Here is a 26,193-nt window from a genome sequence, read left to right as displayed (position 1 = left end):
GCAGTCTAGGTCGCCGCGGCCGGGATCCTCAGGGGGCCGTGCGCCCGGCGAGCAGCACCCGGAGCCTCGGCCCGAGGGCCACCCCGTCGGCGCCGTGGATCTCGGGCACGTCGGAGGTCGGCGGGGTCCACAGGGTGTCGAGGTTGGCGGTCGGGGTGCCGTGGGCGAGCACCTGCTGGCCGGGGGTGAGCTCGCGGATGACGATCGCGCAGACATGCTCGGGGTGATCGGCGGCGAACTCGCGGTAGATCATCGGATCGTGCTGACCGTCGTCGCCGATGAGCACCCAGGAGATGTCCGGGAACTCGCGGTGCAGGCGCCCCAGGGCGTTGCGCTTGTGCTCCTGACCGGACCGGAACCAGCCCGTGTTCGTGGGCCCCCAGTCGGTCATGAGCATCGGCCCGGCCGGGTAGGCCCCGGCGGCGAGGGAGTGGGTGAGCGCGGGGGTGATGTTCCACGCCCCGGTCGAGAGGTAGAACACCGGGGCGCCGGGGTGCTCGGCCAGGAGGTCGGAGTACATCCGGGCCATCCCGGGCACGAGCCGGCGCGCGCGCACGTGCCGCACGAACGTGTTCCACAGCGCGATGAGCGGCCGCGGCACGGACGTGATCATGACCGTGTCGTCGATGTCCGAGACGAGTCCGAAGCGTGCCCGCGCGCCGATGATCTGCACCCGGGCGGTCGCGGGCTCGGCGGCCTTGGTGAGCACCTCGACCGTGTGCCACCCCGGTGCGAGGTCGTGGCCGCGGATCGTGTGGTCGATATAGCCCGAGCGGTCGGTCTTCGTGCGGAACTCCCGCGCCCCGATCCGGATGGTCACCGGGATGTAGCCGACCGGGGCGGTGACGTAGGAGCGCCAGCCCCGCTGGTTGAACACCGCGTGCGCCAGCTCCTCGCTCGTGCTCGCCCGCTCCACGTTGGCCTCGGCGGCGAACCGCCGTCCGAGGACCACCCGGCCGAGGACGCGCACGAAGCTCTCGCTGCCGTAGCCGGTGTAGCTGATGGTGCGCGGGCGCCAGCCACGTCGGCGCAGGTAGGGAGTGAGGCGCCGGTGGACGCCGTCCTCGATCCGTGCTGCCACGTGGGTACCGGCCATGTGTGCAGGCTACCGAGTCCGGCCCGAACGGACGAACCCCGTCTCCCCGGGCTATGAGGCCGGGGCCACGCGACCGTCGTGGAGGATCTGCCGGGCGACCGGCTTCTCCAGATCCTGCGCCACGCCGCAGCCGACGCACTCGAGGCGGTAGCGGCGCGAGACCGGCACGGTCGGGATGAAGAACAGCGTCAGCTTCGTCAGGTGCTCGATCAGTCGGTGCGGCGCGGCCTGCCGGCAGCTCCAGCACACCATGGTCAGGGTCCGCAGGATCCGCAGGTACCCCTTCGAGCCGAGAATGATCACGGGATCAGGATACGGCGCGGTCGGAGGCAGCGCTCGCTGTGTCTGTCACGTCGCCAGTGTCTCCAGTGTCCGCTGTGTCCGCTGTGTCCGCTGTGTCTCCTGTCTCTCCTCCGTCCGGAGTGTCCGGCTCCTCGGCGATGAGGGCCCGGAATCCGAAGGGCCCGAGCTCGAGCACGAAGCCGCCGGCCGCATCGACGTCCCCGGCGCGGTGCCACGTGCCCAGGTCCTTCATCCACTGGCCCTCGCTCAGGTGCTCCGAGGCGATCCGAACGGTCAGCTCCCGCTCGGAGAAGTTGAACACCGAGAGCTGCACCGCCCCCACGGCCAGCCGGTTCACGAGCACGAGGAGTGCCGGGTCGCCCACGTCCGGTACCTCGAGCAGGGCGCCGGTGGCGATCCCGTGGCTCTCGCGCAGGTGCAGCATCGAGGAGAGCCGGCTGGCGAACGAGTCCGGATCCTCCAGCTGCTGCGGCAGCGCGCCGTAGAGGGAGCGGGCGCGCGGCATCCCCGCGGAGGACTCGGTCGCCGCGGGATTCCAATCCATGAGGTCGTGCGCGCCGCGCTCGATCCAGCGGGTGTCGCCGGTCCGGATGAGGTCGGCGACCTCGCCGTGGTCGAGCGGGAGGATGCCCGCCAGATCCCAGCCGGACAGCGCGAACACCCCCGGCTGGAGCGCGTTGTAGGCCGCCAGCAGGAGGTGGCCCGCCCGCAGCCGCGGCACGTCGTCGGCGGTGATCTCGGCCAGGTCCCGGTAGCCGAGGGCCGCCGCCACGACCGACAGGGTGGTCGAGGCGATGCCGTTCTGCGTGAAGACGGCGTTGTACGGTCCGGCCTCACCCGTGAGGTGATGGCGCAGTTCGGCCCGGATCTGGTCGCCGAGCTCCGCGCCGAGGAGGGTGCGGCCCTGGTAGGTGTACTCGTCGGCGCGATGGGCCGTGGCGAAGTGCACGAGTTCATAGGTGAGCTCGTCGTGGTTCTGCAGGGCGTGCACGAGCGAGGCCTGGTCGATTCCGATCTTCACGCCCTCGTGCAGCGTGAGCCGCAGGAACTCGGTGTCCCCCGTGGCGAACGCGTGGTGATAGGCGGGCCGGGTGATGAAGTCGTAGGAGAGGTCCGGCCCGGAGACCGACGTGGCCCGGATCGCGTCCACGGTGAGGTTGAGCTCCTGGAAGGTGAAGCCGCCGACCTTGCGCACCATCGACCCGATGAGCTGATTCGCGGCCACGGACAGCGGATGCCCCTCGGACCAGGCGGGGGCGGTCGCGTCGTCCTGCTCCTCCGCCTCGTCGTCCTCCTCCGCGCGCTCCACGCCGAGGAACCCGTTCGCGTCGAGCCGCAGCCCGCCCGCGCCCAGGTCGAGCAGCGAGTGCAGCGCGTCCCCCATGACCAGCCGCATCCCGGCGAAGCTCGGATCGAGCCAGTTGATCGACGGCTGACCGTCCTTGAAATAGTGCAGGTACACCCACCGGTGGGTCTGCCCGTCCGTGCCGAGCATCTCCCGGGTCGCCGACCAGTTCGTCTCCTTGACGCCGGGCTCGTAGAAGATGACCCGCTGGAGCTCGCCGATGATGTAGCCGGCCTTCTTCAGCCGCTGCTCGGTTCCCGGGTCGAGGTTGACCGAGTCGAGCCCCTCGGGCACGTCCGGCAGCAGCGACCAGGCCTCCCGCGGGATCGAGACCATGTGGTAGATCCCCGGGTAGTCGTGGTGGTTCATCTGCGCGAGCAGGAAGTCCGCGCCCTTGCCCGTGTGGCCGGGCACGATGTCGTCGATGATCGTGGCCCCGCGGGCCGCGGCGACCTCCTGCATCGACCGGAAGTCCTCCTCCGTGCCGAACAGCGGGTCGATCGTCAGCGAGATGCGATCGAAGTGGCCGTCGATGCTCGGGGTGGGGGACCAGCCGGAGATCCCCCCGGCGAGCTTGACCGGTCCCGTGTGGATGGCGCGGATGCCGATCCGGGCGAACGCGTCCCACAGGTCCTCCCCGCCGAGGGCCGCCAGGAACGACTGCCCCGGCCGGGTGATGAAGCTCAGGGGATAGGCGGTGAACCACACCGAGGCCGTGTCCACCGCACGGCGCGGGTTGGGGCGCGCGTACGGCATCGACCACATCTCCGGCTGGCCGGAGAGCTGACGGCTCAGGGTGGTGGCGTCGTGGAGCATCGACTGGTTCACGAGCCATTCCACGTACGCCTTGTTCGAGGCGACCGGGTCGAAGGGCGGATGCAGATCCCCCGCGAACGAGTGCCGGCGCCGCGCCCGGGGACGCAGCGACCGCGGCCGGGCCGGATAGAACTGCTCGTCGTAGCTGATCTCGGTCTCCACCGCCTCGGCGAGTTCCTCGGGGAGCTCGACCCCGGGAGCCGGAACCGGGATGGAATCGGTGTGCGGTTCGGGTTCGTTCCGGGTGGTGTGCTCGGTCATGTCACTCCATATCAGCGGGTCAACGAACGCAGCTTCCTCAACGCTACCGACACCGTGGCGATGCCGGGCTCATCCACGGCCGCGATCGCCTCGAGAGATTCGAGCGCGCGCGTGCTCGTCACGCCGCCGGCCTCGAGCCAGTCGGCGATCGCGGCGGTCACGGCGTCTCCGTCGGCATCGGCATCGGCCGGGATCGCGCCGCCCGCGAGCACCGAGACCGTGAGCGCGATCATCACCCCGTACAGGTCGTCCCGCAGCGCCGAGCGGGCCAGCGCCGTCCACCGGTCCCCGAGCGGGAGCGAGGACGCCTTGCCGAGCAGGTCGGCGAACCCGACCCGATCCGCGAGCGCGTAGTAGACGCGGGCCACCGTCGCCGCCGGTCGGCCGTGGGCCCGCGCGGCCTCGGCGATGTCGAGCAGCGGAACGGAGGCGAGCAGCCCCGCACCCCATTCGGCGAGCTCCGCGTCCGCGCCCGCCGCCCGGTACGCGGCGACCGCGTCGGTGTACTCGGCCAGCTCCCGGCCGCGCAGGAAGTCGGCGATGCGTGGGCGCAGCTCGGTGAGCACCGGGCCGAACGCCTCGACCTCCGCCCCGATCCGCACCCGGTCCCGGTGGTGCAGGAACCAGCGCGAGGCCCGGTCGAGGACTCGCCGGAAGTCGAGGTAGAGCCGGGTCTGCACGTCGGTGGCCACGACCGTGTCCGTGGCCTCGACCGCGGCCGTGAACTCCGTCAGCGAGAAGATCTCCCGGGCGGCGACGAACGCGCGCGCGATCTCGCCCGGCCCGGCGCCGGTCTCGTCCGCGGCCCGGTACGGGAAGGAGACCCCGCCGCGGTTGATCATCGAATTGGCCACCGCGTTGACGATGATCCGCGAGCGGAGCGGATGGTCCGCGAGGTGACCGGCGAACCGCTCCCGCACCGCCGAGGGGAAATACGACGACAGGGCGGCGGCGAACCACGGATCCGCCGCCATGTCGGTCGCCGCCAGGTCCTCCTTGAGGGCGAGCTTGACGTAGGCCATGAGCACCGCGAACTCCGGGCGCTCGAGGCCCCGGCCGTGGTCGATCCGGGTGGCGATCTCGGCGTCCTCCGGCAGGAACTCGAGGGATCGGTCCAGGTCGCCACGGGCCTCGAGGGACTGGATGAGCCGCTGATGTAGCGGCAGCATCCGGGCGGCGTTCACCCGCGAGTTGCCGAGCAGCACGTTCTGCTCGTAGTTGTCGCGGAGCACCTGGGTGGCGACCTCGTCGGTCATCGCGGCGAGCAGGTCGTTGCGCTCGGTCAGGGTCATCGCCCCCGAGCGCACGAGTTCGGTGAAGCCGATCTTGAGGTTCACCTCCTTGTCCGAGGTGCCCACGCCGGCGGAGTTGTCGATCGCGTCGGTGTTGATCCGCACCCCCGCCTGGGCCGCCTCGATCCGGCCGCGCTGGCTCACCCCCAGGTTCCCGCCCTCGACCACGACGCGGGCGCGCAGGTCGGCGCCGTCGACCCGCACCGCGTCGCCGAGCCGGTCGCCGATCTGGGCATGGGTCTCCGATCGGGCCTTGACATAGGTGCCGATCCCGCCGTTGTAGAGCAGGTCGACCGGCGCGAGCAGGCAGGCCCGGATGAGTTCGGACGGCGTCAGCTCGCCCACGTCGTCCGCGATGCCGAGCGCCGTGCGCACCTCGGGCGTGATCGGCACGGACTTGGCGGTGCGGGGGTGGATCCCGCCGCCCGCCGAGAGCAGGGAGCGGTCGTAGTCGTCCCAGGAGGAGCGGGGCAGGTGGAACAGCCGCTCCCGTTCGGCGAACCCGGTCGCCGGATCGGGGTCGGGGTCGAGGAACACGTGCCGGTGGTCGAAGGCCGCGACGAGCCGGAGATGGCGCGAGCGCAGCATGCCGTTGCCGAACACGTCCCCGCTCATGTCGCCGATCCCCACCACGGTGACGTCCTCGGACTGGATGTCCACGTCGAGCTCGCGGAAATGGCGCTTCGCCGACTCCCAGGCGCCCCGGGAGGTGATCCCCATGCCCTTGTGGTCGTAGCCGGCCGAGCCGCCGGAGGCGAAGGCGTCGTCGAGCCAGTAGTCGTAGGAGCGGGAGATCTCGTTCGCGAGATCGGAGAAGGAGGCGGTGCCCTTGTCCGCCGCCACCACGAGGTAGGGGTCGTCGCCGTCGTGGCGCACCACCCGATCCGGCGGCTCGACCCGGTCCCCGACCCGGTTGTCGGTCAGGTCGAGCAGGCCGCGGATGAACGAGGCGTACGCGCTGCGCCCCTCGGCCAGCCACGCGGCCCGGTCGCTCGCGGGCGGCAGCTGCTTGGCCACGAAGCCGCCCTTCGACCCCGTCGGGACGATGACCGCGTTCTTGACCATCTGCGCCTTGACCAGCCCGAGCACCTCGGTGCGGAAGTCCTCGCGCCGGTCGCTCCAGCGGAGCCCGCCCCGGGCCACCTCCCCGAAGCGCAGGTGCACGCCCTCGAGCTGCGGGGAGTACACCCAGATCTCGGCCATCGGATGCGGCTTCGGCAGCCCCGGCACCCGGGTGCAGTCGATCTTCGCCGACAGCCACGGCCGGCGCTGCCCGGAGGCGTCCACCCGATAGAAGTTCGTGCGCCAGGTCGCCTGCACGATGGCGACCAGCGACCGCAGGATCCGGTCGTGGTCGAGGCTGGCGACGTCGTCCAGGCGCTCGTGCAGGTCGGCCGCGAGCTCGTCCTCACGCTGCCTCCTCGACTCGCGGTCGCCCCCGAGGTCGGGGTCGAAGCGGGTGTGGAAGAGGGCCACGATGCCGGCCGCGAGGGCGGCGTTGGCGAGCAGGGCGACCTCGATGTACTCCATCGAGAACGCCGTGCCGCCCTGGCGCAGGTAGCGGCCGAGGGCCCGCAGGATCACGATGTCGCGCCAGCCGAGGCCCGCGGTGAGCACGAGCGAGTTGAGGGTGTCGTTCTCGCACGTGCCGGTCCACGTCGCGCGGAAGGCCTCCTCGAAGGCCGTGGCCTCCTCCTGCCCGCCCCAGCGGGCCGGCCGCTGCGGGTCGGCGCCGGCGGGGAGGGTGAGACCGAAGTCGGAGATGTGTCGGGTGGTGCCGTCGGCGAGGGTGAGCCGATAGGGGCGCTCGTCCACGACGTCGACCCCGAGCGCGGTGAGCACGGGCATCACCTGGGTCAGGGGGTACTCGCGGAAGGTGACCATCTTGAACCGGCGCATCCCACCCGGGTGCGCTGCGCCGTCCTCGGGCTCGCCGGCGGCGGAGCCCGGATCGCCCTCGGCGGGGGCGTAGAGGTGCAGGCGCACGTCCGAGTCGCGTTCGAGGGAGGCGAGCCGGGTGATGTCGGCGGCGGCTTCGGCCACGTCCGTGAACTCGGTGTAGGCGGTGGGGAACGCGCGCCCGTACCGGCTGAGGACGGCGGCGGCCTCGTCGTCGTCGAGCGTGTGCTGCAGGTGATCGACGAGCCGGTCCTGCCACGTGCGGATCGCGGCGGCGAGGCGATCGTTCAGGGCGCCCTCGTCGACGTCGGGCACCGGCGTGCCCTTCGGGAGCCGGACCACGAAGTGGAGCTGGGCGAGCGGGGCGTCGCTCACCTTCGTCGTGTGATCGATCGCGTCCGAGCCGAACGTCTGCCGCAGCAGCGCCTCGATCGCGAGGCGCACCGTGGTCGTGTACCGGTCGCGCGGAAGGTACACGAGCGCGGAGACGAAGCGGCCGAACTCGTCGGGACGCAGGAACACCCGCGGGCGGCGCCGCTCCGTCAGCAGCACCACCTCGCCCGCGACGGCCGCCAGGTGCTCGAGGGAGTCCTGGAACAGCTCGTCGCGCGGGTAGTTCTCGAGGACCTGGTGCAGGTCCTTGCCCGAATGGGAGGTGGGCGAGAGGTGGGAGCGGGCGAGGATCTCGGCGACCTTCGCCCCGACGATCGGGAGCTCGGTGACCGAGGAGGCGTACGCCGTCGAGGTGAACAGGCCGAGGAAGCGGCGCTCGCCGGTCACGTTCCCCGCGGCGTCGAACGTGCGCACCCCGATGTAGTCGAGGTAGGCGTCGCGGTGCACCGTCGCCCGCGAATTGGCCTTGGTGATCGTCAGGAGCCGGGCCGCGCGGGCGCTCGCGCGGGCCTCGGGGCGCAGGTGCACGACCGCCGCCGACTCCGCGTGCAGGATCCCCAGGCCGGAGCCGGCCACCGGCACGAGCACGTCCTCGCCGTCGCGCTCGGTCAGCTCGTACTCGCGGTAGCCGAGGAAGGTGAAGTGATCGTTCGCGAGCCACGCGAGGAAGTCGATCGTGGGCTCGACCGTCTCCGGCGGAACCGTGGTCGGGGCGCCGGCGCGCAGGCCGGTGACGATGTCACGGCAGGCCGCGCGCATCGCCTGCCAGTCGGTCACGGCGGCGTGGACGTCGCCGAGCACCGCGCGCATGCGCGCGCCGACCTCCTCGTGATGGGCGGCGGTCGTGAGGCGCGAGACCTCGAGATGCATCCAGGACTCCGACCGGGTGTGCTCGGTGGGGCCCGGGTGCACCCGGACCAGCTCCCCGCCCGCGTCCCGCTCGACGTCGAGGATCGGGTGCACGAGCAGGTGCAGCGAGCAGCCCAGCGCGACGACGGCCGCCGTGATCGAGTCGACGAGGAACGGGGCGTCGTCGATGCAGATGTCGACGATCGTGCGCCGCGAGGTCCAGCCGTGCTCGCTCACGGTCGGGGTGAACACGTGCACGAGGGCCTCGCCCGGCCGGCGGTGGGCGGCCAGTTCGCGCAGGGATCCCGCGGCGCCGACGAGCCCGGCGGGGGAGCGGTCGAGGAGGTCCTCGGTCGCGACGTGGGCCACGACCTGCTCCAGCAGGGGGTGCAGCCCCGGATCGAGACGCTCGGTCTCCGCGAGGAGGGCGCGTCGGCGCGCGGCGAGATCGGTACTCATGCCTCCAGGGTTGCCCATCGGGAGCCGTGCTGTCAGCTTGGTCCGCGGGTCGGGCGGGTTTTCCCGTCCGGGGGAGGCCGTCGATGCCTATGCTGGGGCGATGAGCACTCACATCGGGGCGCCCGAGGGCGCCATCGCCCCCGTCGTCCTGCTGCCCGGTGACCCGATGCGCGCGAAGTGGATCGCCGAGACCTTCCTCACCGACGCCACCTGCTACAACGAGGTGCGCGGCATGTACGGCTTCACCGGCACGTGGAACGGGCGGCGGGTCTCCGTGCAGGGCACCGGCATGGGCCAGCCCTCCGCGGCGATCTACATCACCGAGCTCATCGAGCACTATGGCGCGAGCACCCTCGTGCGGGTCGGGTCCTGCGGCGCGATGGTCGAGGACGTGCAGATCCGCGACGTTATCCTCGCCAGCGGGGCCTGCACGGATTCGGCGATGAACCGGCTGCGCTTCTCCGGCCTCGACTACGCGCCCGTGGCCGACTTCTCCCTCCTGCGTGCGGCCGCCGACGCCGCCGACGCGATGGCGGAGGTGCGTTCCCACGTCGGGCTCATCTACTCCTCCGACTCCTTCTACCCGGCCCGCCCGGAGCTGCCGAAGCGGCTCGCCGACTACGGCGTGCTCGGGGTGGAGATGGAGGCGAGCGCCCTCTACACGATCGCCGCCGGGCACGGGGCCCGGGCGCTGGCCGTGTGCACCGTGTCCGACCACCTCGTCACGGGGGCGGAGACCACCTCCGCCGAGCGCGAGCAGTCCTTCTCGGCGATGATCGAGATCGGACTGAGCGCCGCCTTCGCCAGCCAGCATCAGGCGCCGCCGACGTTCAGCGTGAGCGGCTCGTAGGGCCCGTCCCGATCACAGGATCGCGCCCGGGTTGAGGAGCCCGTGCGGGTCGAGGGCGTCCTTGACCGTCTTGTTCAGGCGCATGACGTCGGGGCCGACGTAGCCGGGCAGCCACGCCTTCTTCGTGCGGCCCACGCCGTGCTCGCCCGTGATCGTGCCGCCGAGCCCGATCGCCAGGTCCATCACCTCGCCGTAGGCCGCCTCGGCGCGCGCGGCCTGGGAGGAGTCGGCCGGATCGAACACGACGAGTGGGTGGGTGTTGCCGTCGCCGGCGTGCGCGATGACGCTGATCGTCACCCCGTTCCGGGTCGCGATCGCGTCGATGCCGGTGACGAGGGCTCCCAGCTGCGGCAGCGGCACGCCCACGTCGCCGAGCAGCAGCCGGCCCGTCCGCTCGACCGCCGGGATCGCCGCCCGTCGCGCGGCCGTGTACGCCTCGCCGGTCTCGGCGTCGTCGGTCACGAGCACCTCCGTGGCCCCGAACTCCCGGAATATCGCGGCGATCTGCTCGATCTCGCGGGTCCCGGCCTCGCCGGGCTGGTCGGACTGGGCGATGAGCATCGCCTGTGCCGCGCGGTCGAGCCCGTAGGCGTGGACGTCCTCGACGGCCTCGATCGCCGCGTGGTCCATGAACTCGAGCATCGAGGCCCGCACCGCCCCGGCGACCCGCAGGACCGCCGCGCATGCGGCCTCGAGGTCGGCGAAGGTGGCCACCGCCGTGCACGCCGGCGGGGGCGGGGGCACGAGCCGCAGCACGATCCCGGTGATGATCCCGAGGGTGCCCTCGCTGCCCACGAACAGCTTCGTCAGGGACAGCCCGGCGGCCTCCTTGAGCCGCGGCCCGCCCAGGTCGACCGCCGTGCCGTCGGCGAGCACGACGGTCAGGCCGAGCACGTAGTCGGTGGTCACGCCGTACTTGACGCAGCACAGGCCGCCGGCGTTCGTGGCCACGTTGCCGCCGATCGTGGAGAATTCGACGCTCGCCGGATCCGGCGGGTACCAGAGTCCGACCTCGGCGCAGGCCCGCTTCAGGTCGGCGTTGATCACGCCGGGTTCCACGAACGCCATCCGGGTGACCGGGTCGATCTCGAGCCCCGTCATCTCCGCCGTCGACACCACGAGGGCGCCGTCGACGGCGGACGCGCCCCCGGACAGGCCCGAACCCGCGCCGCGCGGGACGATCGCAATCCCCTCACCGGCCGCGTGGCGCACGATCTGCTGCACCTGCTCGGTGGAGCGGGGCAGCAGCACGGCCGCCGGCATGCCCGCATTCGGGTCGAGGGCGCGATCCCACCGGTGGGCCTCGCGGGCGGCGAGATCGCCCAGCACCGTGACGCCCGGCAGCGCCCGCCGAAGCGCCGCGAGTCGATCGTCGGGCCGGTCCTCGGTGCCCGCGCCGGACGTCGTCATCGGCCCCACCCTTCGTTCGGAGACGACCCGACCCTACCGGCCCCGCGGGCCGTCAGGCGAGGAGCGCCCGGTCGTCCAGGGCGGCGCCCTTGACCTTGCCGAATTCGGCCAGCAGCCCGGCCACCGTGAGCTTCTTCTTCGCCTCGTCGCCCGCGGAGAACACGATCCGGCCCTCGTGCATCATGACGAGCCGGTTGCCGAGCTCGAGGGCCTGCTCCATGTTGTGGGTGACCATGAGGGTGGTGAGGCCCTCGGCGGCGACGATCCGGGCCGTCAGCTCCGTCACGAGCTTGGCGCGCTGGGGGTCGAGGGCCGCGGTGTGCTCGTCGAGGAGCAGGATCCGCGGATGGGTGAACCCCGCCATGAGCAGCGAGAGCGCCTGCCGCTGCCCGCCCGAGAGGAGCCCGACCCGCGCCTTGAGCCGATCCTCCAGCCCGAGGTCGAGCGTGCGCAGCTCCTCGCGGAATTGGGCGCGGCGGGCCGCCGTCACGCCCCAGCGGAGCGTGCGGGGCCGGCCGCGGCGCAGCGCGAGCGCGAGGTTCTCCTCGATCGTCAGGTCGGGGGCGGTACCGGCCAGCGGGTCCTGGAACACCCGCCCCAGGAAGCGGGCCCGCTGGTACTCCCGGAGCCTGCGCACGTTCGTGCCGTCGATCTCGATCGTGCCCGAGTCGATCGGCAGCCGGCCCGAGATCGAGTTGAGGAGCGTGGACTTGCCGGCGCCGTTGGAGCCGATGATCGTGACGAAGTCGCCCTCGGCCAGGTCCAGGCTCAGCTCGCGCAGGGCCCGGCGCTCGTTGATCGTGCCGGGGAAGAAGGTCTTGGAGATCGAGTCGATGGTGAGCATGGCGTCCCCTCAGTGCTTCGAGTCCGTGGCGGCGACGTGCGACGTGCGCGCGTCCGAATCGGTCGCCGAACCGGTCCCGGAACCGGTCGCCGAACCGGTCTTCGGGCCCGTCACCGCATCGGTGCCCGGGCCGTCCGGCGCCGGCGACCCGGGTCCGGCGAAGACGACCCGCCCACCCCGGCTCCGCAGCGCAGGAAGACGCTTGAGGAAGCCCCAGCGGGGCAGCAGCAGCGCCGCGATGACGAGCAGCGCCGTCACCAGTTTCATGTCGTTCGGATTGAGCCCGACCTCGAGCGCGAGGAAGATGATGATCCGGTAGAGCGCGGCGCCGGCCACGACGGCGAGCGCGGCGATGAGGATGGTCCGCTGCCCGAACACGGCCTGGCCGAGGATGACCGAGGCGAGGCCGATGAGGATGAGCCCGATCCCCATCGAGATGTCGGCGTAGCCCTGGTACTGCGCCACGATCGCCCCGCAGAGCGCCACGAGCATGTTCGACAGCGCGAGGGTGAGGATCGAGGTGCGGTCGGTGTTGACGCCGAACGAGCGGATCATCTGCCCGTTGTTGCCGGTCGCCTGGATGGCGAGCCCGAGGTCCGTGCGGAGGAACCACGTGACGATGACGGCGAGCACGATGCCCACGCCGGCGAAGATGGCGATGCCCACGACGCCGTGGCCCAGGTAACCGCCGTCGCGCAGCGGGGAGATGAGGGTCTGCTCGCGCAACAGCGGCAGGTTGGCCTTGTCCATGATCCGCAGGTTGATCGACCACAGGGCGATCATCGTGAGGATCCCGGCGAGCAGGCCGTCGATCTTGCCCTTCGTGTGCAGCACCCCGGTGAACGCGCCCGCGAGCAGGCCCGCGCCGCCGCCCGCGAGGGTGGCGAGCACCGGGCTCTGCCCCGACGTGATCAGAGCGGCCGCCGTGGCGGCGCCGGTGGTGAAGCTTCCGTCGACGGTCAGGTCGGGGAAGTTGAGAACTCGGAACGTCAGGTACACGCCCAGTGCCATGACGCCGTAGATGAAACCGAGCTCGAGTGCTCCGATCATGACCGATCCTTCGGGTGGGGGCCCGGCCGGTGGCTGTGCCGGTCGGTGCGGGCGGCCGCGAACAGGTCGCGGCCGCCCGGGACGATTACTCGATGACCTTATCGGCCCGGTCGACCACGGAATCGGGCAGGGTGACGCCCATCCGCTCCGCCGCGGCCGGGTTGATCACGAGCTGGAGCGTCTTGAGGGTCTCGACCGGCATCGTGGCGGGGTCGGCGCCGTCGACGATCGCCACGCCCATCTCACCGGTCTGCAGACCGAGCGCCTCGTAGTCGATGCCGACGGTGGCGATGGCCCCGCCCTCGACCGTTCCGGCCTCGGCGCCGATGAGCGCGATGCCCTTGGACTCGGCCAGCTGCACGAGCGCGGCGATGCCCGAGACCACGGCGTTGTCGGTGGGCACGTAGATCGCGTCGACGTCGCCGAGGGACTCGGCGCTCTGCTGAATCTCGGAGGCGTTCGTGATCGTGGCCTCGACGATCTCCAGGCCGAGGCCGCCGGCGGCCTCCTTCGCGAGCTCCACCTGGACCTCGGAGTTCACCTCGCCGGAGGAGTAGACGATGCCGACCTTGGTGGCATCCGGCAGGATCTCCTTGAGGAGTGCGAGCTGGTCGGCGACCGGGTTGAGGTCGGAGGTGCCGGTCACGTTCGCGCCCGGTGCCTCGTTCGAGGCGACGAGGCCGGCGGCGACCGGGTCGGTCACGGCCGTGAAGAGCACGGGCACGTCCGTGAGCGCCTGCGCGGCGGCCTGGGCCGACGGGGTCGCGACGGCGAGCACGAGGTCGAGGTCGTCTCCGGCGAAGGTCGAGGCGATCGTCGTGGTGTTCGCCACATCGCCCGCGGCGTTCTGTTCGTCGAAGGTGACGGTCTCACCCTCGACGTAGCCGGCGTCGAGGAACGCCTGCTTGAAGCCGGTGGTGGCCGCGTCCAGGGCGGGGTGCTGCACGAACTGGCTGATGCCCACGGTGATCGGTGTGAGTCCGTCCCCGCCGGCGGCGTCGCCGTCGGGCGTGCCGGCGGCCTCGCCGGAGGAACCGCAGGCGGCGAGCGCCAGGGCGGCGGCTCCGAGGACACCCGTGAGCGCCAGTGCTCGGCGGCGGGGAAGTACGTTCGTCATGCTTCAATCCTTCGATCGTCATCCGAGGGTATTCGGAAGGCTCCGGACATCTTAATTGCCCGGCCGCACTTCCCGCGTTCTTCCTCGGTTCCACCCGCGTGATCTCACCTTGTGGTCGCGGGCGGCCGCGGGATGTCGTGGGTGGTCGCGGGATGTCCGTGCCACGCTGTATACCTAAGGCACCGATGGAAACGAGGATCACGATGACCACACCGACGTTGAGCGCCCCCGTCCTGGCCGAATACATCCCCGGCCGCAGGGTCCGCGCGGTCGCGCTCGTGCTGACCGGCACGATCCTGCTGACGATCGCGGGCCAGGTCGCCGTTCCGCTTCCGTTCACGCCCGTGCCGGTCTCGCTGGCCACCGGCGCCGTGGTGCTCATCGGCGCGGCGATGGGTCCGGCGCTCGGGGCGAGCAGCGTGCTGCTCTACCTCGTGGCCGGCCTCGCGGGCGCCCCGCTGTTCGCCGATCAGGCCTCCGGCTGGGCGTTCGCCTCGTTCGGCTACATCCTCGGTTACATCCCCGCCGTCGTGCTCGCCGGAATGCTCGCGCGGCGCCGCGCCGACCGCAGCGTCGGGCGCACGATCCTGCTGACGGCGCTCGCCTCCCTGGCCGTGTACGCGCTCGGTCTCCCGTGGCTCATGGCGTTCCTCGGGGTCGACCTCGGCACCGGGCTCGCCCTCGGAGTCACCCCCTTCCTCATCGGCGACGCCGTGAAGATGGCCGCCGCCGCGATCGTGCTGCCCGGGGCGTGGAAGATCGCGCAGCGGGTCCGCGGCGAGGGGTAGCCCGCCGACTCGAGCCCCGGCCGGGCCCACCCGGCCCCGCCCTCAGCACTCCTCGTCGTCGGCGTGGAGCTTGCTCAGCAGTGCGTGCAACTGCTCCCGTTCGCGCTCGGTCAGCGGGGCGAACAGGTCCGCGGCGTTCGGGCGGCGCGCGGCCAGATCCTCGTGCAGCCGCGCGCCCGCCTCGGTGAGTTCGACCGCGGTCGCCCGCCGGTCGGTCGGTGAGGGGCGGCGCTGCACGAGCCCCTTCTCGCACAGCGCGTCGACGACCTCCGTGACGGAGCGGGCGGCGATCCGCAACCGGGCCGCCAGGTCCGAGAGCCGCAACTCACCCGTGCCGCGCCCGTGCTCGCGACAGTCGCCGCCGGGGCCCGCGCCGTCCCCGCGTGCCCGGCCGAGCCCATAGCCGCGCCCCTGATGCCCGGGCCCGCCGCCCTGATGCCCAGGCTCGCCGCCATGATGTCCGGGCCCGCCGCCGTGGCGGGCGATCATGAGAAACGCCCCCGCCTGGTGTGGCGTGAGCCCGTACGGCTTGAGCGCGGCCATCCGCGCCCGCCGGAGCCGGCGGGCGGTCGCCATGACGAGCCCGGCCAGGTCGGAGCGCGCCTCACCGGCGTGATCGGGCCCGCCGGCCTCGCTGCGTGCGTCGGACCGACCGGCCTCGCTGTGTGTGTCGGACCGACCGGCCTCGCTGCGTGCGTCGGACCGACCGGCCTCGCTGTGTGCGTCGGACCGACCGGCCTCGCTGTGTGTGTCGGACCGACCGGCCTCGCTGTGTGCGTCGGACCGACCGGCCTCGCTGTGTGCGTCCGGCCGATCGGCCTCGTCCGATGTGCGGCTCGGCTCGCTCATGCCCGGCTCCTCCCGCCTGATGTCGCGCGTGTCACGCTCACCCTAGCCCATTGCCTGGTCGCCTCATAGTGAGGTAGCCTCACCAATGTTCCAGGAAGGGAGCACGCGCATGCCCAGCACCACAGATCCACGAGCCGGTCGCCCCGACGCGCCCGCGGCTCCGCCGGATGCCGGCCCCGGCCACCGGTCCCACGGCGCCGCGCGGGTGAGCGCGGCCGACCGCGAGCAGCTCGCCGAGCACCCGGTCTCGCTGCGCCGCGTCACCGCACTCTTCCGGCCCTACCGCGGGCGCGTCGCCCTCGTCACCGTGCTCATCGCGCTCACCTCGCTCGTCGGCCTCGCCACCCCGTTCCTCATCAAGCGGGCCATCGACGAGGCGATCCCCGGCCAGGACGTTCCCCTGCTCGTCGGCCTCGTCGCCGGGATGATCGGCGTCACGGTCGTCGCCGCCGTCTTCGGGATCCTGCAGACCTGGATCGCGACCGACATCGGCCAGCGGATCATGCACGCCCTGCGCACCGACGTGTTCACCCACCTGCAGCGGATGCCGCTCGGCTTCTTCACCCGCACCCGCGGCGGCGAGGTCCAGTCCCGCCTGACGAACGACATCAACGGCATGCAGTCGGTGGTGACCAACTCCGCCACCTCGATCGCCTCGAACGTGACCACCGCGGTCGGCACGGCGATCGCCATGGCCGCGCTCTCGTGGCGCCTCTCCCTGCTCAGCCTCGTCGTGCTCCCGCCCGCGATCCTCATCACCCGCAGGGTTGCCCGCATGCGCCGCCGCGTCGCCGGCGCGGCCCAGCGCTCGCTCGCCGACCTGCAGACCCAGATCGAGGAGTCCCTCTCCGCCGGCGGCGTGCAGCTGTCGAAGACCCTCGCCTCGGGCGAGCAGCTCTCGGAGAGGTTCGCTGCGACGTCCCAAGGCCTGACCGAACTCGAGGTGCAGTCCCAGGTCGCCGGCCGCTGGCGGATGGCGAGCCTGTCGATGATCTTCGGCGCGATCCCCGCGCTCATCTACCTCATCGCCGGGCTGCCGGCGACGTCGGGCGGCATGACGATCGGCACGCTCGTCGCCTTCGCCGGACTGCAGCAGAGCCTGTTCCGCCCGCTCATGGGCGTGCTCGGCGTCGGCGTGCAGGTCACCACCTCGATGGCGCTGTTCTCGCGCGTGTTCGAGTACCTCGACCTGCCGATCGAGCTGACCGACCCGGCCCACCCCGTGCCCGTGCCGCCCGGCCGCGGCCGGCTGCGCTTGGACGACGTCCGGTTCCGTTATCCGGGTGCGCTCACCGACGCGCTGGATCAGGTGGGTATGGACGTGCCGGCGGGCGCCACGGTCGGGATCGTCGGGGCCACCGGGTCGGGCAAGTCGACCCTCGCGGCGCTGCTGTCGCGCCTGCACGACCCGGACCGGGGAGCCGTGAGCATCGACGGGGTCGACCTGCGCGACCTGCGCCTGGCCGACGTGGCGAGCCTCGTCGGGGTCGTCTCCCAGGACACCTACCTGTTGCACACCTCGATCGCGGAGAACCTCCGCTACGCCCGGCCGGACGCGAGCGACGCGGACCTCGTGGCGGCCGCGCGGGCGGCCCAGATCCACGACCTCATCGTCTCCCTGCCCGAGGGGTACGACACGGTGGTCGGCTCGCGGGGCTACCGCTTCTCCGGCGGGGAGCGCCAGCGGATCGCCCTCGCCCGTACGATCCTGCGCGACCCGCGCGTGCTCGTGCTCGACGAGGCCACGAGCGCCCTCGACACCGTGACCGAACGGGCCGTCCAACGCGCGCTCGACGTCGTGAGCGCCGGCCGCACGACGGTCGTCATCGCCCACCGGCTCTCGACGATCCGCGCGGCCGATCAGATCCTCGTGTTCGATCACGGTCGAATCCTCGAGCGGGGGACCCACGACGAACTCCTCGCCGCCGCCGGCGCCTACGCCCGGCTCGTGGCGGAGGCGGAGATCGCCGGCACGGATCGCGTGCCCGATCGGGCAGTGCTCGCCGGAACCTCTGGCCGAGCCGGATAGACGAAGGTAGCGTGAGCGCCTTCATCAGCCTTGCGATGGTGGAAGGGGCCGACGATGGCGCTCACCTGGAGGAACCCCGCGAGTGGTCGCGGCCGCGGCATGATCGACACGCAGCTCGGCCCAGTCGGCCCGGAACTCGGCACGCAGTCGCGGCGCCGACCGCCGCGCGCGACGGGCGTGCTGGCCACGCTCTCTCTCCTCTCCATGCTGTTCGTGCTCGCCGGGGCATCGACGGCGACGGCCGCCTCGTCGGACATCACGAGCGCCGGCCCCCTCACGACCATCACAATCACGGACGACCTCAACTGCGCGGTCAACCACGCGGCCGACACCCGTCCGGAGTGGTACGAGGCCACCGCGTGCGGCACGCTCGTCGCGGTCGGCGGCCACCTGTACGGGCCCGCGAGTATCCCGGCGGGCGGGTCGGCCACGGGCGTGGCGGGGTACGTGGCGTTCACGCCCGTGAGCCAGTCCGGACCGACCGGCTCCGGGAGCGCGGCCTCCCCGTATGCGGTCACCACGGTCGTCGATCTGGGGGACACCGGGATCCGCCTGACCCAGACGGACAGCTACGTCGTGGGCGAGGAGACCTACCGCACCGACGTCTCCCTCGCGAGCACGAACGGACGCGCGTACTCCGCGATCGTGTACCGGGCCGGGGACTGCTACCTCCAGGACAGCGACTACGGCCGGGGCCGGATCGACTCCGGCGGAGTGCCGGTGTGCCAGGCGCGGGCCGGATCGAACAGCCCCGACCGGATCGAGGCGTTCTACCCGCTCACCGCCGGTAGCAACCACATCGAGGCGTTCTACGACGACATGTGGGCCGCGGTCGGTGCCATGACGAACCTGCCCGACACGTGCGTGTGCACCGGAGAGCACGACAATGCGGTCGCGATCAGCTGGCCCGTCGACCTCGCGGCCTCCGGGACCGCGACGACCCTGTCGAGCCTGACGATCTTCTCCCCGCTCGGGGCCACCCCGGTCCGGTTCGCGAAGACGGCCGACGACGACGCCGTGACCGTGCCCGACCAGGCGACGAGCGGCTACACGATCACCATGTCCAACGAGGGCGCCGTCGAGCGGACCCTCACGAGCATCACCGACACCCTGCCGGCCGGCTTCGCCTACGACCCGGGATCGACCATCGGTGCCACGACGACGGATCCGGCGGTCTCCGGACAGGAGATCACGTGGACCGGCACGTTCACGGTCCCGGCCGCCACCGAGGCCGGGCCAGGCACGCTCACCCTGCACTTCGGCGTGACCCTGCCGACCGTCGCGGGCACCTACACGAACTCCGTCGGCGGCACGGGCGAGGGCGTGACCGTCATCGCGGCCGACGGAACCGCGCCGATCACGATCACCGTCGCGGGCGAACCGACCGAGTCGCCCACCGAGACGCCGACGGAGACCGAGTCGCCGACCGAGCCGCCCACGGAGACGGAGTCGCCGACGGAATCGCCGACCGGGACCGAGACGCCCACGCAGTCCGAATCGCCGACGGAATCGCCGACCTCGACGGGCGGCGGGTCCGGCACGGGTGGCACGGAGGGCACGTCGACTGGCGCCTCCGGCACCTCGTCCGGCACACACGCCTCCGGCACGGCTGGGACATCCGGAACGCCGATGCCCGACACGGGCACCTCGCCCGACGCGGCGCTCATCGCGGCCGGCACGCTCCTACTCGGCGGGGCCGCGGCGATGACCCTCGCGCGGGTGCGACGCGCGCGCTCGATGGGCCGCTGACCCGGCGTAGGCGGCAACAGGCAGGGCCCCGATGGATCGCCGCCGGGGCCCTGCCCGCTGTGTGACGGTGGGTCGGGGCGTCGAATGGCGCTGCGGATCAGCCCTCGGTGCGCACCGAGTACGTCTCGCCCTCGACGCTCACCCGTGCGCCGGAGCGGACCTGCGCTCCCCGGCGGACCTCCACCGCGCCGTTGACGAGCACGTGACCGGACTCGACGAGATGGCGGGCGTGCGCGCCGTCCTGGGCGGCGCCGGCGAGCTTGAGGAGTTGCCCCAGGCGGATGGACTCATCGCGGATCGTGATCTCGGGCATGGGCTCAGCCTAGGTCGTGGCCGAGCCGGTCGGCCACGTCGGGGCGAGCTCGATCGGGTACGGGTGACGCTCCCATTCCCGCCACCAGCGGTCGGCGTCGTGCGGCAGCTCGCTGGCCGGGGCACTCTCGAGGAGCGTACGTAGGTGCAGCTTGAGCTCGCCGATGCGGAGCAGGTCGTCGTCCAGTTCCTCCGGGTCGAGGACCACCTCGTCGTCGTCCTCGGGTGGGGCGAACAGTCGATCCTCGAGCGCCCACAGCTGGCGCCGCAACTCGATCACGTCGTGCGTCGTGCTCTGTCGATGCGCACCGGCCCCGGTCATGACGTCCCGGGCGCGCAGGTACCCGTAGTCGGTCGCAATGCGGATGAGGCCCGGATCGACGGTGAGCATGTCGTGCACCTCGATGAGCGGGGCGATGACGGTCGCGCCGCGGGCGCGGGCGGCGTCGACCTGCAGCCGCTGGAGCTCATCGGGCAGGATCCCGCTGGCGGTGCGCATGATGATCGAGAGGATGTCCCGCTCCGCATAGGACTCCTCGGGTGCGGGCCCCGGCGGGCTGGAGACGATCGCGATCACCTCGTCCGCGCCCATCTCGTAGGCGATCGCGACCGGCAGGTTCTCACGCATGCCGCCGTCGACGTAGTGCTCCCGGCCGAGCTTGATCGGAGGGAAGATCCCCGGGATCGCGCAGGAGGCCGTCAGGGCGTCGACGATGTCGACCGGGCCGAGGCCGGCGAGCGGCCGGTCGTCGCGGTCGTGCAACTCCCCTCGGCCCGTGATGTAGTGCAGCTCGCCGCTCTCCAGGCTCACCGCGGTGATCCGCAGCTTGACCCGGGAGGCCGCGAGCCGTACCGGGTCGAACACCTGCGGCTCGAGCAACGCCTCGACGATCGGTCCGGGCCGGAAGGCCGAGCGCTCCCGGCCCACCCCGCGGATGATCATCTCCAGGTCGGATGTGGCCCGGGCGCCCTCCCACAGCGCCGTGAGCGTCTCGACCGGGGAGATCGTGTGGTTCTTCACGGCCACCTCGGCCGCGGGCGTACCGGCCGTGCGGGCGGTGCCGGCAGTGGCGGCGATGTCGTTGTCGGTGGGGCCGCGGCCGAAAGCGTGGCTCAGGGCGGAGGAAAGCGTCTGGGTCAGGCTCGCCCGTCCAGGCCTGGCCTGCCGCAGCGCGATCACCCGCATCCACGTGGGCAGGTGGGCACGCAGCCGGGCGTACCAGGCCAGTTCCGTGAAGATGTCGGAGGAGGAGGTCATCCCCGACCAGATCCGGTCGACCTCCGCCAGCGCCCGGCGCTGCCCCTCGTGGGTGCCATGCTGGGCCAGGGCCGCCGCGAGGATCGAGCCGGCCGAGGTGCCCGAGACGACGTCCGGGGTGATGCCCTCGACGTCGTAGAGGTAGCGCAGGGCCCCGAGCTGAAAACTGGCGCGCGCGCCGCCGCCCGAGAGCGCGAGACCGAGGACGCGCCGGTGGTCGTGGCGGTGCCGCAGGTTCGATCGGGCTCCCTCGACCGCTCCCGCTGAGGCGGTCCGGACGGTCGACAGCCAGCGCGGGACCTTCATGGTGTGAGGATAGGCGCTCCGGGGCCCGGTCGCCCAGGGGATGGCCGCTGCGCCGGCGGGCGCGCCAACTCAGTCCGCGGCCGGGCGGGCCTCGTAGTGCCGGCGGAGGGTCGGCGCGCCGGCGAGGGCGAGGAGCGCGCCGAGGACCGCCGCGGCCACGACCACGAGGTAGCCCGAGTGGGCACCGACCCGGTCGACGATCAGCCCGGACATCGAACTCCCCGCCGCGACCCCCACGCCGATCGCGGTCGAGACCCACGTGAGGCCCTCGGTCAACCGCGCCCGCGGAACGAGCTCCTGCACGAGCGAATTGCCCGCGATGATCGTGGGGGCGATCGCCAGCCCCGTCACGAGCATGACCGCGAACACCGCCACGAGGTGATGGGTCACGATGAGCAGTCCGCTGCCGAGCGCGAGCGCGCCGAGGCTGATCACGAAGCGCTTCCACACCGGGGTCACGAAGGCGTGCGTGCCGTAGAGCAGTCCCGCGACGAGCGAGCCCGCCGCCAGCGCCCCGAGGACCACCCCGGCCCACGACTTCCTCCCCAGTTCCTCGGTGTAGCCCACGGTGGCGACGTCCGCGGCCCCGAAGACCACCCCGAGGAAGACGAACACGACGCTCACGAGCAGGATCGGCGCCGACCGGATGACGCTCCGGCCCGCAGACCCCGGAGCCGCCATGCCCCGTGTGCCTGCCGTGTCTGCTGTGTCCGCCGTGTCTGCCGGCTCTGCCGTGTCCGCGGGGTCCGCTTCTGCTCTGCCCGATCCGCCCGATTCGCCGCCGCCGGCCGGTGGCTCGGTGCCGCGCTGGGCGAGGAACCAGTAGCTGCCGATCCCGGCGGCGACGATCCCGGTGACCAGCCCGAACACGGGCGAGACCTCGGTCGCGAGGAACGTGGCCACGACCGGCCCGAGCGCGAACGTCAACTCGTCGAACACGGACTCGAGCGAGTACGCGGTGTGCAGTTCCCGCGGATCCGACACGAGTGCGTTCCAGCGTGCCCGCACGAGCGCGGGCACCGAGCCCACGGCCGCCCCGGCGAGGGCGGCCGTCACGAAGAGCCACGCCGCGGGCGCGCGGATCGCCGCGAGGTAGGTCAGCGCCGTGAGGCCGAGGAGCGCGAGCGTGATCGCCGGCCGCATGACGCGCGCCTGACCGTGCCGGTCCACGAGGACCGCGAGCCGCGGGGCGCACAGCGCCTGGGCGATCGTGTACACGGCGGCCACCCCGCCGGCCACCGCGTAGCGATCGTAGGCGGAGGAGATGAGCAGCACGATCGCGATCGTGACCATCGAGATCGGCAGCCGCGCCAGCACCCCGGCCGCCGAGAAGCCCGCGGCGCCCGGATGGCGCAGAATGGTCCGGTACGGTCGAAGCACGATGTCACTCCCGACGTCATGATGGATCAGGCCGGCGGCGGGAACCCCATCTCATCGGCGGCGACCCGACCCGGAACGAGGAGGAGCGGTGCGCATCGCAGATCTTATCGCCAGTGCGTTCAAGCTGCGCGCCGTGCGCGGCGCGGGCCGGCTCGCATGGCAGGGCCACACGTGGATACCGGCCCGGGCGGCCGACCGCGTCGAGGCCTCCCGCCACTTCGCCCAGCTCTACGCCGACCACGGCTATCACGGCGACGCCGCCCGCATCTACGGGCTCGCCGCGGCCCGGGCCGGGGACTCGGCGAGCCGAACCCAGCTCGAGGCCGGCCGCGTGCTCGCCGAACTCGACGCCGGGCTCGTGCCGGCCGATCTCCCGGCGGTGCAGCGGCGCGTGCTCGGGGCGGCCGACGCGGCGCTCGCGGGCGGTGACGTCGACGTGACGGCCCGCCGCCTCACCAGCGCCCTCGCCATCGCCTTCCACCCGACCCGGCACCTGCTCACCGAGCCCTCCCCGCTGCTCGTGGACACCGAGGCGTTCCTGCGTCCCCTGCACGACAGCGTCGCACTCACCACCCTCACCTCGGACGCACCCGGCCCCGCCACGGAGCGCGCCGGCGCGCGGGAACGACCCGAGCCGACCGAGCGGCTGCTCGTGCTCGTCGCGGACCAGCCCTCGATGGTCCGGCCCATGGTGGAGCGCCATCGCGCGGCCGGGCGGGAGGTGCGCCTCATCGACCTGGGCGCGATCGAGGAGGCCGACCTCACCCTCGCGGCGCTCGTGGCGGCCCGGCTCGACCACAGCCTCACCGGCGCCCGCATCCCGGTCCCCGCGGCCCTGGCGGACTCCCTCGCCTGGGCCGACACGATCTTCGTGGAGTGGGGGCACCGCGCCCTCGTGTGGGCCAGCCTGCTCGACACCCGCCTGCCCATCGTCACCCGCGTGCGCAAATACGAGGCGATGACCCCGATGCCGCTGCTCACCGCCTGGCAGCACCTGGGCCGCTCGGTGTTCGTGGCCACCCCGATCCGCGACCTCGTGGCCGCCACCGCCCCCGGCTTCGGCTCGGACGTGCACGTCGTGCCGGACGCCGTGGACCTGCCCCGCTGGGACCGCGGCAAGCGCGCCGAGGCGGATCGAACGATCGCACTCGTCGGCTGGAACAAGGTGAGCAAGGATCCGGCGTGGGCGCTCGAGGTGCTCCGGCTCCTGCGCGAGGAGGACCCGACCTGGCGGCTGCTGCTCGTGGGCGAGACCGTCCCCGCCGATTCCGGGGCGGACCCGTACTACGAGGCGCTGACCCGGCGCATCCTGGGCTTCAAGGACGCCGTCGAGGTCACCGGCTTCACCGACGACCTCGCCGCCACCCTCACCCGGGTCGGGGTCATCCTCTCCTCGAGCCGGGTCGAGGGCCAGCACGACTCCCTCATCCAGGGCGTCGCCTCGGGCGCGCTGCCCGTCGTGCGCGACTGGCCGGACCTGGCCGCCTGGGGCGGGGCCGCGGCCGTCTACCCGGCCGAATGGGTCGTCGGGACGCCGCAGCTCGCCGCCGAACGCATCCTCACCGCCGCGCCCACCCCCGCTCGGAGCGAGGCGACCCGCCTCGCCCGGGAATGGGTGCGGCGCGAGTACGACCCGGCCGCCCTCACGGCGGCGTTCGACGGCGTGGTGCTCGACGGCGACCGGCCCGCGCGACGCACGCGACGTCGTCCACACGCTCGCCGGGCCGCCACCGACCGCACCTGACCGCCGGCCCGGCGCCCCGAGCGGAGCGGCGCGGCCGGTTCACTCGAGGCGGGCGGCGTCAGGAGAGGGAGTCGCTCACGAGCGAGCGGGCGGCCTCCTGCACCTGGGTCAGATGATCGGCGGAGGTGAAGGACTCGGCGTAGATCTTGTACACGTCCTCGGTGCCCGAGGGACGGGCGGCGAACCAGGCGGCGTCGGTCGTCACCTTGAGCCCGCCGATCGGGGCGTCGTTGCCGGGGGCGCGCACGAGCCGGCCGGTGATCGGGTCCCCCGCCAGCGAGGTCGCCGCCACGTCCTCGGGGCTGAGCCGGCCGAGGGCCGCCTTCTCCTCCCGGGTGGCCGCGGCGTCGATCCGGGCGTACCAGCTCTCGCCGTGGGCGGCGGTGAGCTCGGCGTGCCGACGCGACGGCGTCTGGCCGGTGACCGCGGTGATCTCGGCCGCGAGCAGGGCGAGCAGGATGCCGTCCTTGTCGGTGGTCCACACGGTGCCGTCCGTGCGCAGGAACGAGGCGCCGGCCGACTCCTCCCCGCCGAAGCCGATCTCGCCGGTGAGGAGCCCCGGCACGAACCACTTGAAGCCGACGGGCACCTCGACGAGGCGGCGCCCCAGGGCGGCCGCGACCCGGTCGATGAGCGCCGAGGACACGAGGGTCTTGCCCACGGCGGAGCCCTCGCCCCAGCCGGGGCGGTGGGTGAACAGGTAGTCGATCGCCACCGCGAGGTAGTGGTTCGGGTTCATCAGACCGTCGGCGGTCACGATGCCGTGCCGGTCCGCATCCGCGTCGTTGCCGGTGGCGATGTCGTAGGGTGCGGCGGCCTCGGGCCCGGCGGAGTGCATCGCCTGCACGAGCGAGGCCATCGCGTACGGGCTCGAGCAGTCCATCCGGATCTTGCCGTCCCAGTCGAGGGTCATGAACGACCATGTGGGGTCGACCCGCTCGTTCACCACGGTCAGGTCGAGCCGGTGCCGGTCGGCAATCTCGGCCCAGTACGCCACGGACGCCCCGCCGAGCGGGTCGGCACCGATCCGCACCCCCGCCTCGCGGATCGCGGCCAGGTCGAGCACCTGGCCCAGGTCGTCGACGTAGGTGAGCAGGAAGTCGTGCTTGTGCGCCTCGGCCCGGGGGTCGGCGTGCCGGGGGATGCTCGCGACGCCGGCACGCAGCAGCTCGTTCGCGCGGTCGGCGATCCAGCTCGTGGCGTCCGAACCGGCGGGGCCGCCGTCGGGCGGGTTGTACTTGAATCCGCCGTCGCGGGGCGGATTGTGCGAGGGGGTGACCACGATGCCGTCCGCCCGCCCCGGCCCCTGCGTGCGCACCCCGGCGCCGCTGCCGGCGCCGTTGTGACGCAGGATCGAGTGGGAGAGGGCCGGGGTGGGGGTGTAGCCGTCGCGGGCGTCGATGAACACCTCGACCCCGGCGGCCACGAGCACCTCGAGCGCGGTCGTGGTCGCCGGCCCGGAGAGCGCGTGCGTGTCGCGGCCCAGGTAGAGGGGGCCGTCGATGCCCTGGGTGCGCCGGTACTCCACGATCGCGGCGGTGGTGGCGAGGATATGCGCCTCGTTGAAGGCCCCGTCGAGGGAGGAGCCGCGGTGCCCGGACGTGCCGAAACTGACCCGCTGGCCCGGATCGTCCAGGTCCGGGGCGCGGTCGTAATAGGCGCCGATCACGGCGTCTGCATCGATCAGGTCCTCGGGACGCGCGGGGCTTCCGGCTCGCTCATGCATGCCCCCGATCCTGCCACCTGTGGCGCGGTCGTGGGGCGGATCCGGTCGCCGACCGCCTGCATTACAGT

At 72.5% G+C, this 26,193-nt stretch carries 18 protein-coding genes; 5 read left to right on the top strand and 13 right to left on the bottom strand.

What is annotated here, in order from left to right:
* Positions 1-28: 28 nt before the first annotated feature.
* Genes GCG21_RS03455 through GCG21_RS03440 form a run of 4 tightly spaced genes read right to left on the bottom strand, consistent with a single transcriptional unit; the run spans position 29 to position 8,713 of the window.
* A complete protein-coding gene (locus GCG21_RS03455; RefSeq protein ID WP_152817864.1) occupies positions 29-1,096 on the bottom strand; it encodes an App1 family protein in 1,068 nt (355 codons plus the stop codon).
* 51 nt (positions 1,097-1,147) lie between these two features.
* Positions 1,148-1,399, bottom strand: coding sequence for a zinc-ribbon domain-containing protein (locus GCG21_RS03450; RefSeq protein ID WP_152817863.1), 252 nt, complete (start codon positions 1,397-1,399; stop codon positions 1,148-1,150).
* A gap of 4 nt (positions 1,400-1,403) precedes the next feature.
* Positions 1,404-3,821, bottom strand: a complete 2,418-nt coding sequence (gene treS, locus GCG21_RS03445) for a maltose alpha-D-glucosyltransferase (protein WP_152817862.1) — start codon at positions 3,819-3,821, stop codon at positions 1,404-1,406.
* Between the two features lie 11 nt (positions 3,822-3,832).
* Positions 3,833-8,713 carry an NAD-glutamate dehydrogenase gene (locus GCG21_RS03440; protein WP_152817861.1) on the bottom strand — a complete coding sequence of 1,627 codons (4,881 nt, stop codon included), beginning with the start codon at positions 8,711-8,713 and terminating at the stop codon, positions 3,833-3,835.
* Positions 8,714-8,813: 100 nt separating this feature from the next.
* Here GCG21_RS03440 and deoD point away from each other — a divergent pair, with 100 nt between their 5' ends.
* Positions 8,814-9,563, top strand: coding sequence for a purine-nucleoside phosphorylase (deoD, locus tag GCG21_RS03435; RefSeq protein WP_152817860.1), 750 nt, complete (start codon positions 8,814-8,816; stop codon positions 9,561-9,563).
* A 12-nt stretch (positions 9,564-9,575) separates the two neighbouring features.
* On the opposite strand, the gene GCG21_RS03430 is transcribed toward deoD, so the two are convergent.
* The 4 genes from GCG21_RS03430 to GCG21_RS03415 form a co-directional block, all read right to left on the bottom strand.
* Positions 9,576-10,973 carry an FAD-binding oxidoreductase gene (locus GCG21_RS03430; protein WP_152817859.1) on the bottom strand — a complete coding sequence of 466 codons (1,398 nt, stop codon included), beginning with the start codon at positions 10,971-10,973 and terminating at the stop codon, positions 9,576-9,578.
* Positions 10,974-11,025: 52 nt separating this feature from the next.
* Positions 11,026-11,817: an ABC transporter ATP-binding protein gene (locus GCG21_RS03425; RefSeq protein WP_152817858.1), complete on the bottom strand. Its 792-nt coding sequence runs from the start codon at positions 11,815-11,817 to the stop codon at positions 11,026-11,028.
* A gap of 9 nt (positions 11,818-11,826) precedes the next feature.
* On the bottom strand, positions 11,827-12,867 hold the full coding sequence (locus tag GCG21_RS03420) for an ABC transporter permease (protein ID WP_152817857.1): 1,041 nt from the start codon (positions 12,865-12,867) through the stop codon (positions 11,827-11,829).
* 85 nt (positions 12,868-12,952) lie between these two features.
* Positions 12,953-13,984, bottom strand: coding sequence for an ABC transporter substrate-binding protein (locus GCG21_RS03415; protein ID WP_152817856.1), 1,032 nt, complete (start codon positions 13,982-13,984; stop codon positions 12,953-12,955).
* A gap of 203 nt (positions 13,985-14,187) precedes the next feature.
* Between GCG21_RS03415 and GCG21_RS03410 the strand changes: the two genes are divergently transcribed.
* Positions 14,188-14,772 (top strand): biotin transporter BioY, encoded by a 585-nt coding sequence (locus GCG21_RS03410; RefSeq protein ID WP_152817855.1) that lies wholly within the window; start codon positions 14,188-14,190, stop codon positions 14,770-14,772.
* Between the two features lie 42 nt (positions 14,773-14,814).
* Here GCG21_RS03410 and GCG21_RS03405 read toward each other — a convergent pair whose 3' ends face one another.
* Complete coding sequence (locus GCG21_RS03405) at positions 14,815-15,621, bottom strand: MarR family winged helix-turn-helix transcriptional regulator (RefSeq protein WP_227993085.1); 807 nt, start codon at positions 15,619-15,621, stop codon at positions 14,815-14,817.
* A gap of 109 nt (positions 15,622-15,730) precedes the next feature.
* On the opposite strand from GCG21_RS03405, the gene GCG21_RS03400 reads away from it, so the two are divergent.
* A complete protein-coding gene (locus GCG21_RS03400; RefSeq protein ID WP_152817854.1) occupies positions 15,731-17,650 on the top strand; it encodes an ABC transporter ATP-binding protein in 1,920 nt (639 codons plus the stop codon).
* 54 nt (positions 17,651-17,704) lie between these two features.
* Positions 17,705-19,399 (top strand): hypothetical protein, encoded by a 1,695-nt coding sequence (locus tag GCG21_RS03395; protein ID WP_152817853.1) that lies wholly within the window; start codon positions 17,705-17,707, stop codon positions 19,397-19,399.
* A gap of 97 nt (positions 19,400-19,496) precedes the next feature.
* On the opposite strand, the gene GCG21_RS03390 is transcribed toward GCG21_RS03395, so the two are convergent.
* The 3 genes from GCG21_RS03390 to GCG21_RS03380 form a co-directional block, all read right to left on the bottom strand.
* The gene (locus tag GCG21_RS03390) at positions 19,497-19,712 is read right to left on the bottom strand and encodes an RNA-binding S4 domain-containing protein (RefSeq protein WP_152817852.1); all 216 of its coding nucleotides are present in this window, start codon (positions 19,710-19,712) and stop codon (positions 19,497-19,499) included.
* A 9-nt stretch (positions 19,713-19,721) separates the two neighbouring features.
* Positions 19,722-21,275 (bottom strand): patatin-like phospholipase family protein, encoded by a 1,554-nt coding sequence (locus GCG21_RS03385; RefSeq protein ID WP_152817851.1) that lies wholly within the window; start codon positions 21,273-21,275, stop codon positions 19,722-19,724.
* Positions 21,276-21,344: 69 nt separating this feature from the next.
* Positions 21,345-22,655, bottom strand: a complete 1,311-nt coding sequence (locus GCG21_RS03380; protein ID WP_370517242.1) for an MFS transporter — start codon at positions 22,653-22,655, stop codon at positions 21,345-21,347.
* An 88-nt stretch (positions 22,656-22,743) separates the two neighbouring features.
* Between GCG21_RS03380 and GCG21_RS17185 the strand changes: the two genes are divergently transcribed.
* Positions 22,744-24,399, top strand: coding sequence for a glycosyltransferase (locus GCG21_RS17185; protein ID WP_152817850.1), 1,656 nt, complete (start codon positions 22,744-22,746; stop codon positions 24,397-24,399).
* Positions 24,400-24,457: 58 nt separating this feature from the next.
* On the opposite strand, the gene pgm is transcribed toward GCG21_RS17185, so the two are convergent.
* The gene (pgm, locus tag GCG21_RS03370; RefSeq protein WP_152817849.1) at positions 24,458-26,125 is read right to left on the bottom strand and encodes a phosphoglucomutase (alpha-D-glucose-1,6-bisphosphate-dependent); all 1,668 of its coding nucleotides are present in this window, start codon (positions 26,123-26,125) and stop codon (positions 24,458-24,460) included.
* Positions 26,126-26,193 lie beyond the last annotated feature (68 nt).

It is taken from the genome of Pseudactinotalea sp. HY160 (genome assembly GCF_009372055.1).
Classification (GTDB): domain Bacteria; phylum Actinomycetota; class Actinomycetes; order Actinomycetales; family Beutenbergiaceae; genus HY158.
Note: the sequence above shows the minus strand (reverse complement) of the source record. Positions and strands in the feature narration are given on the sequence as shown.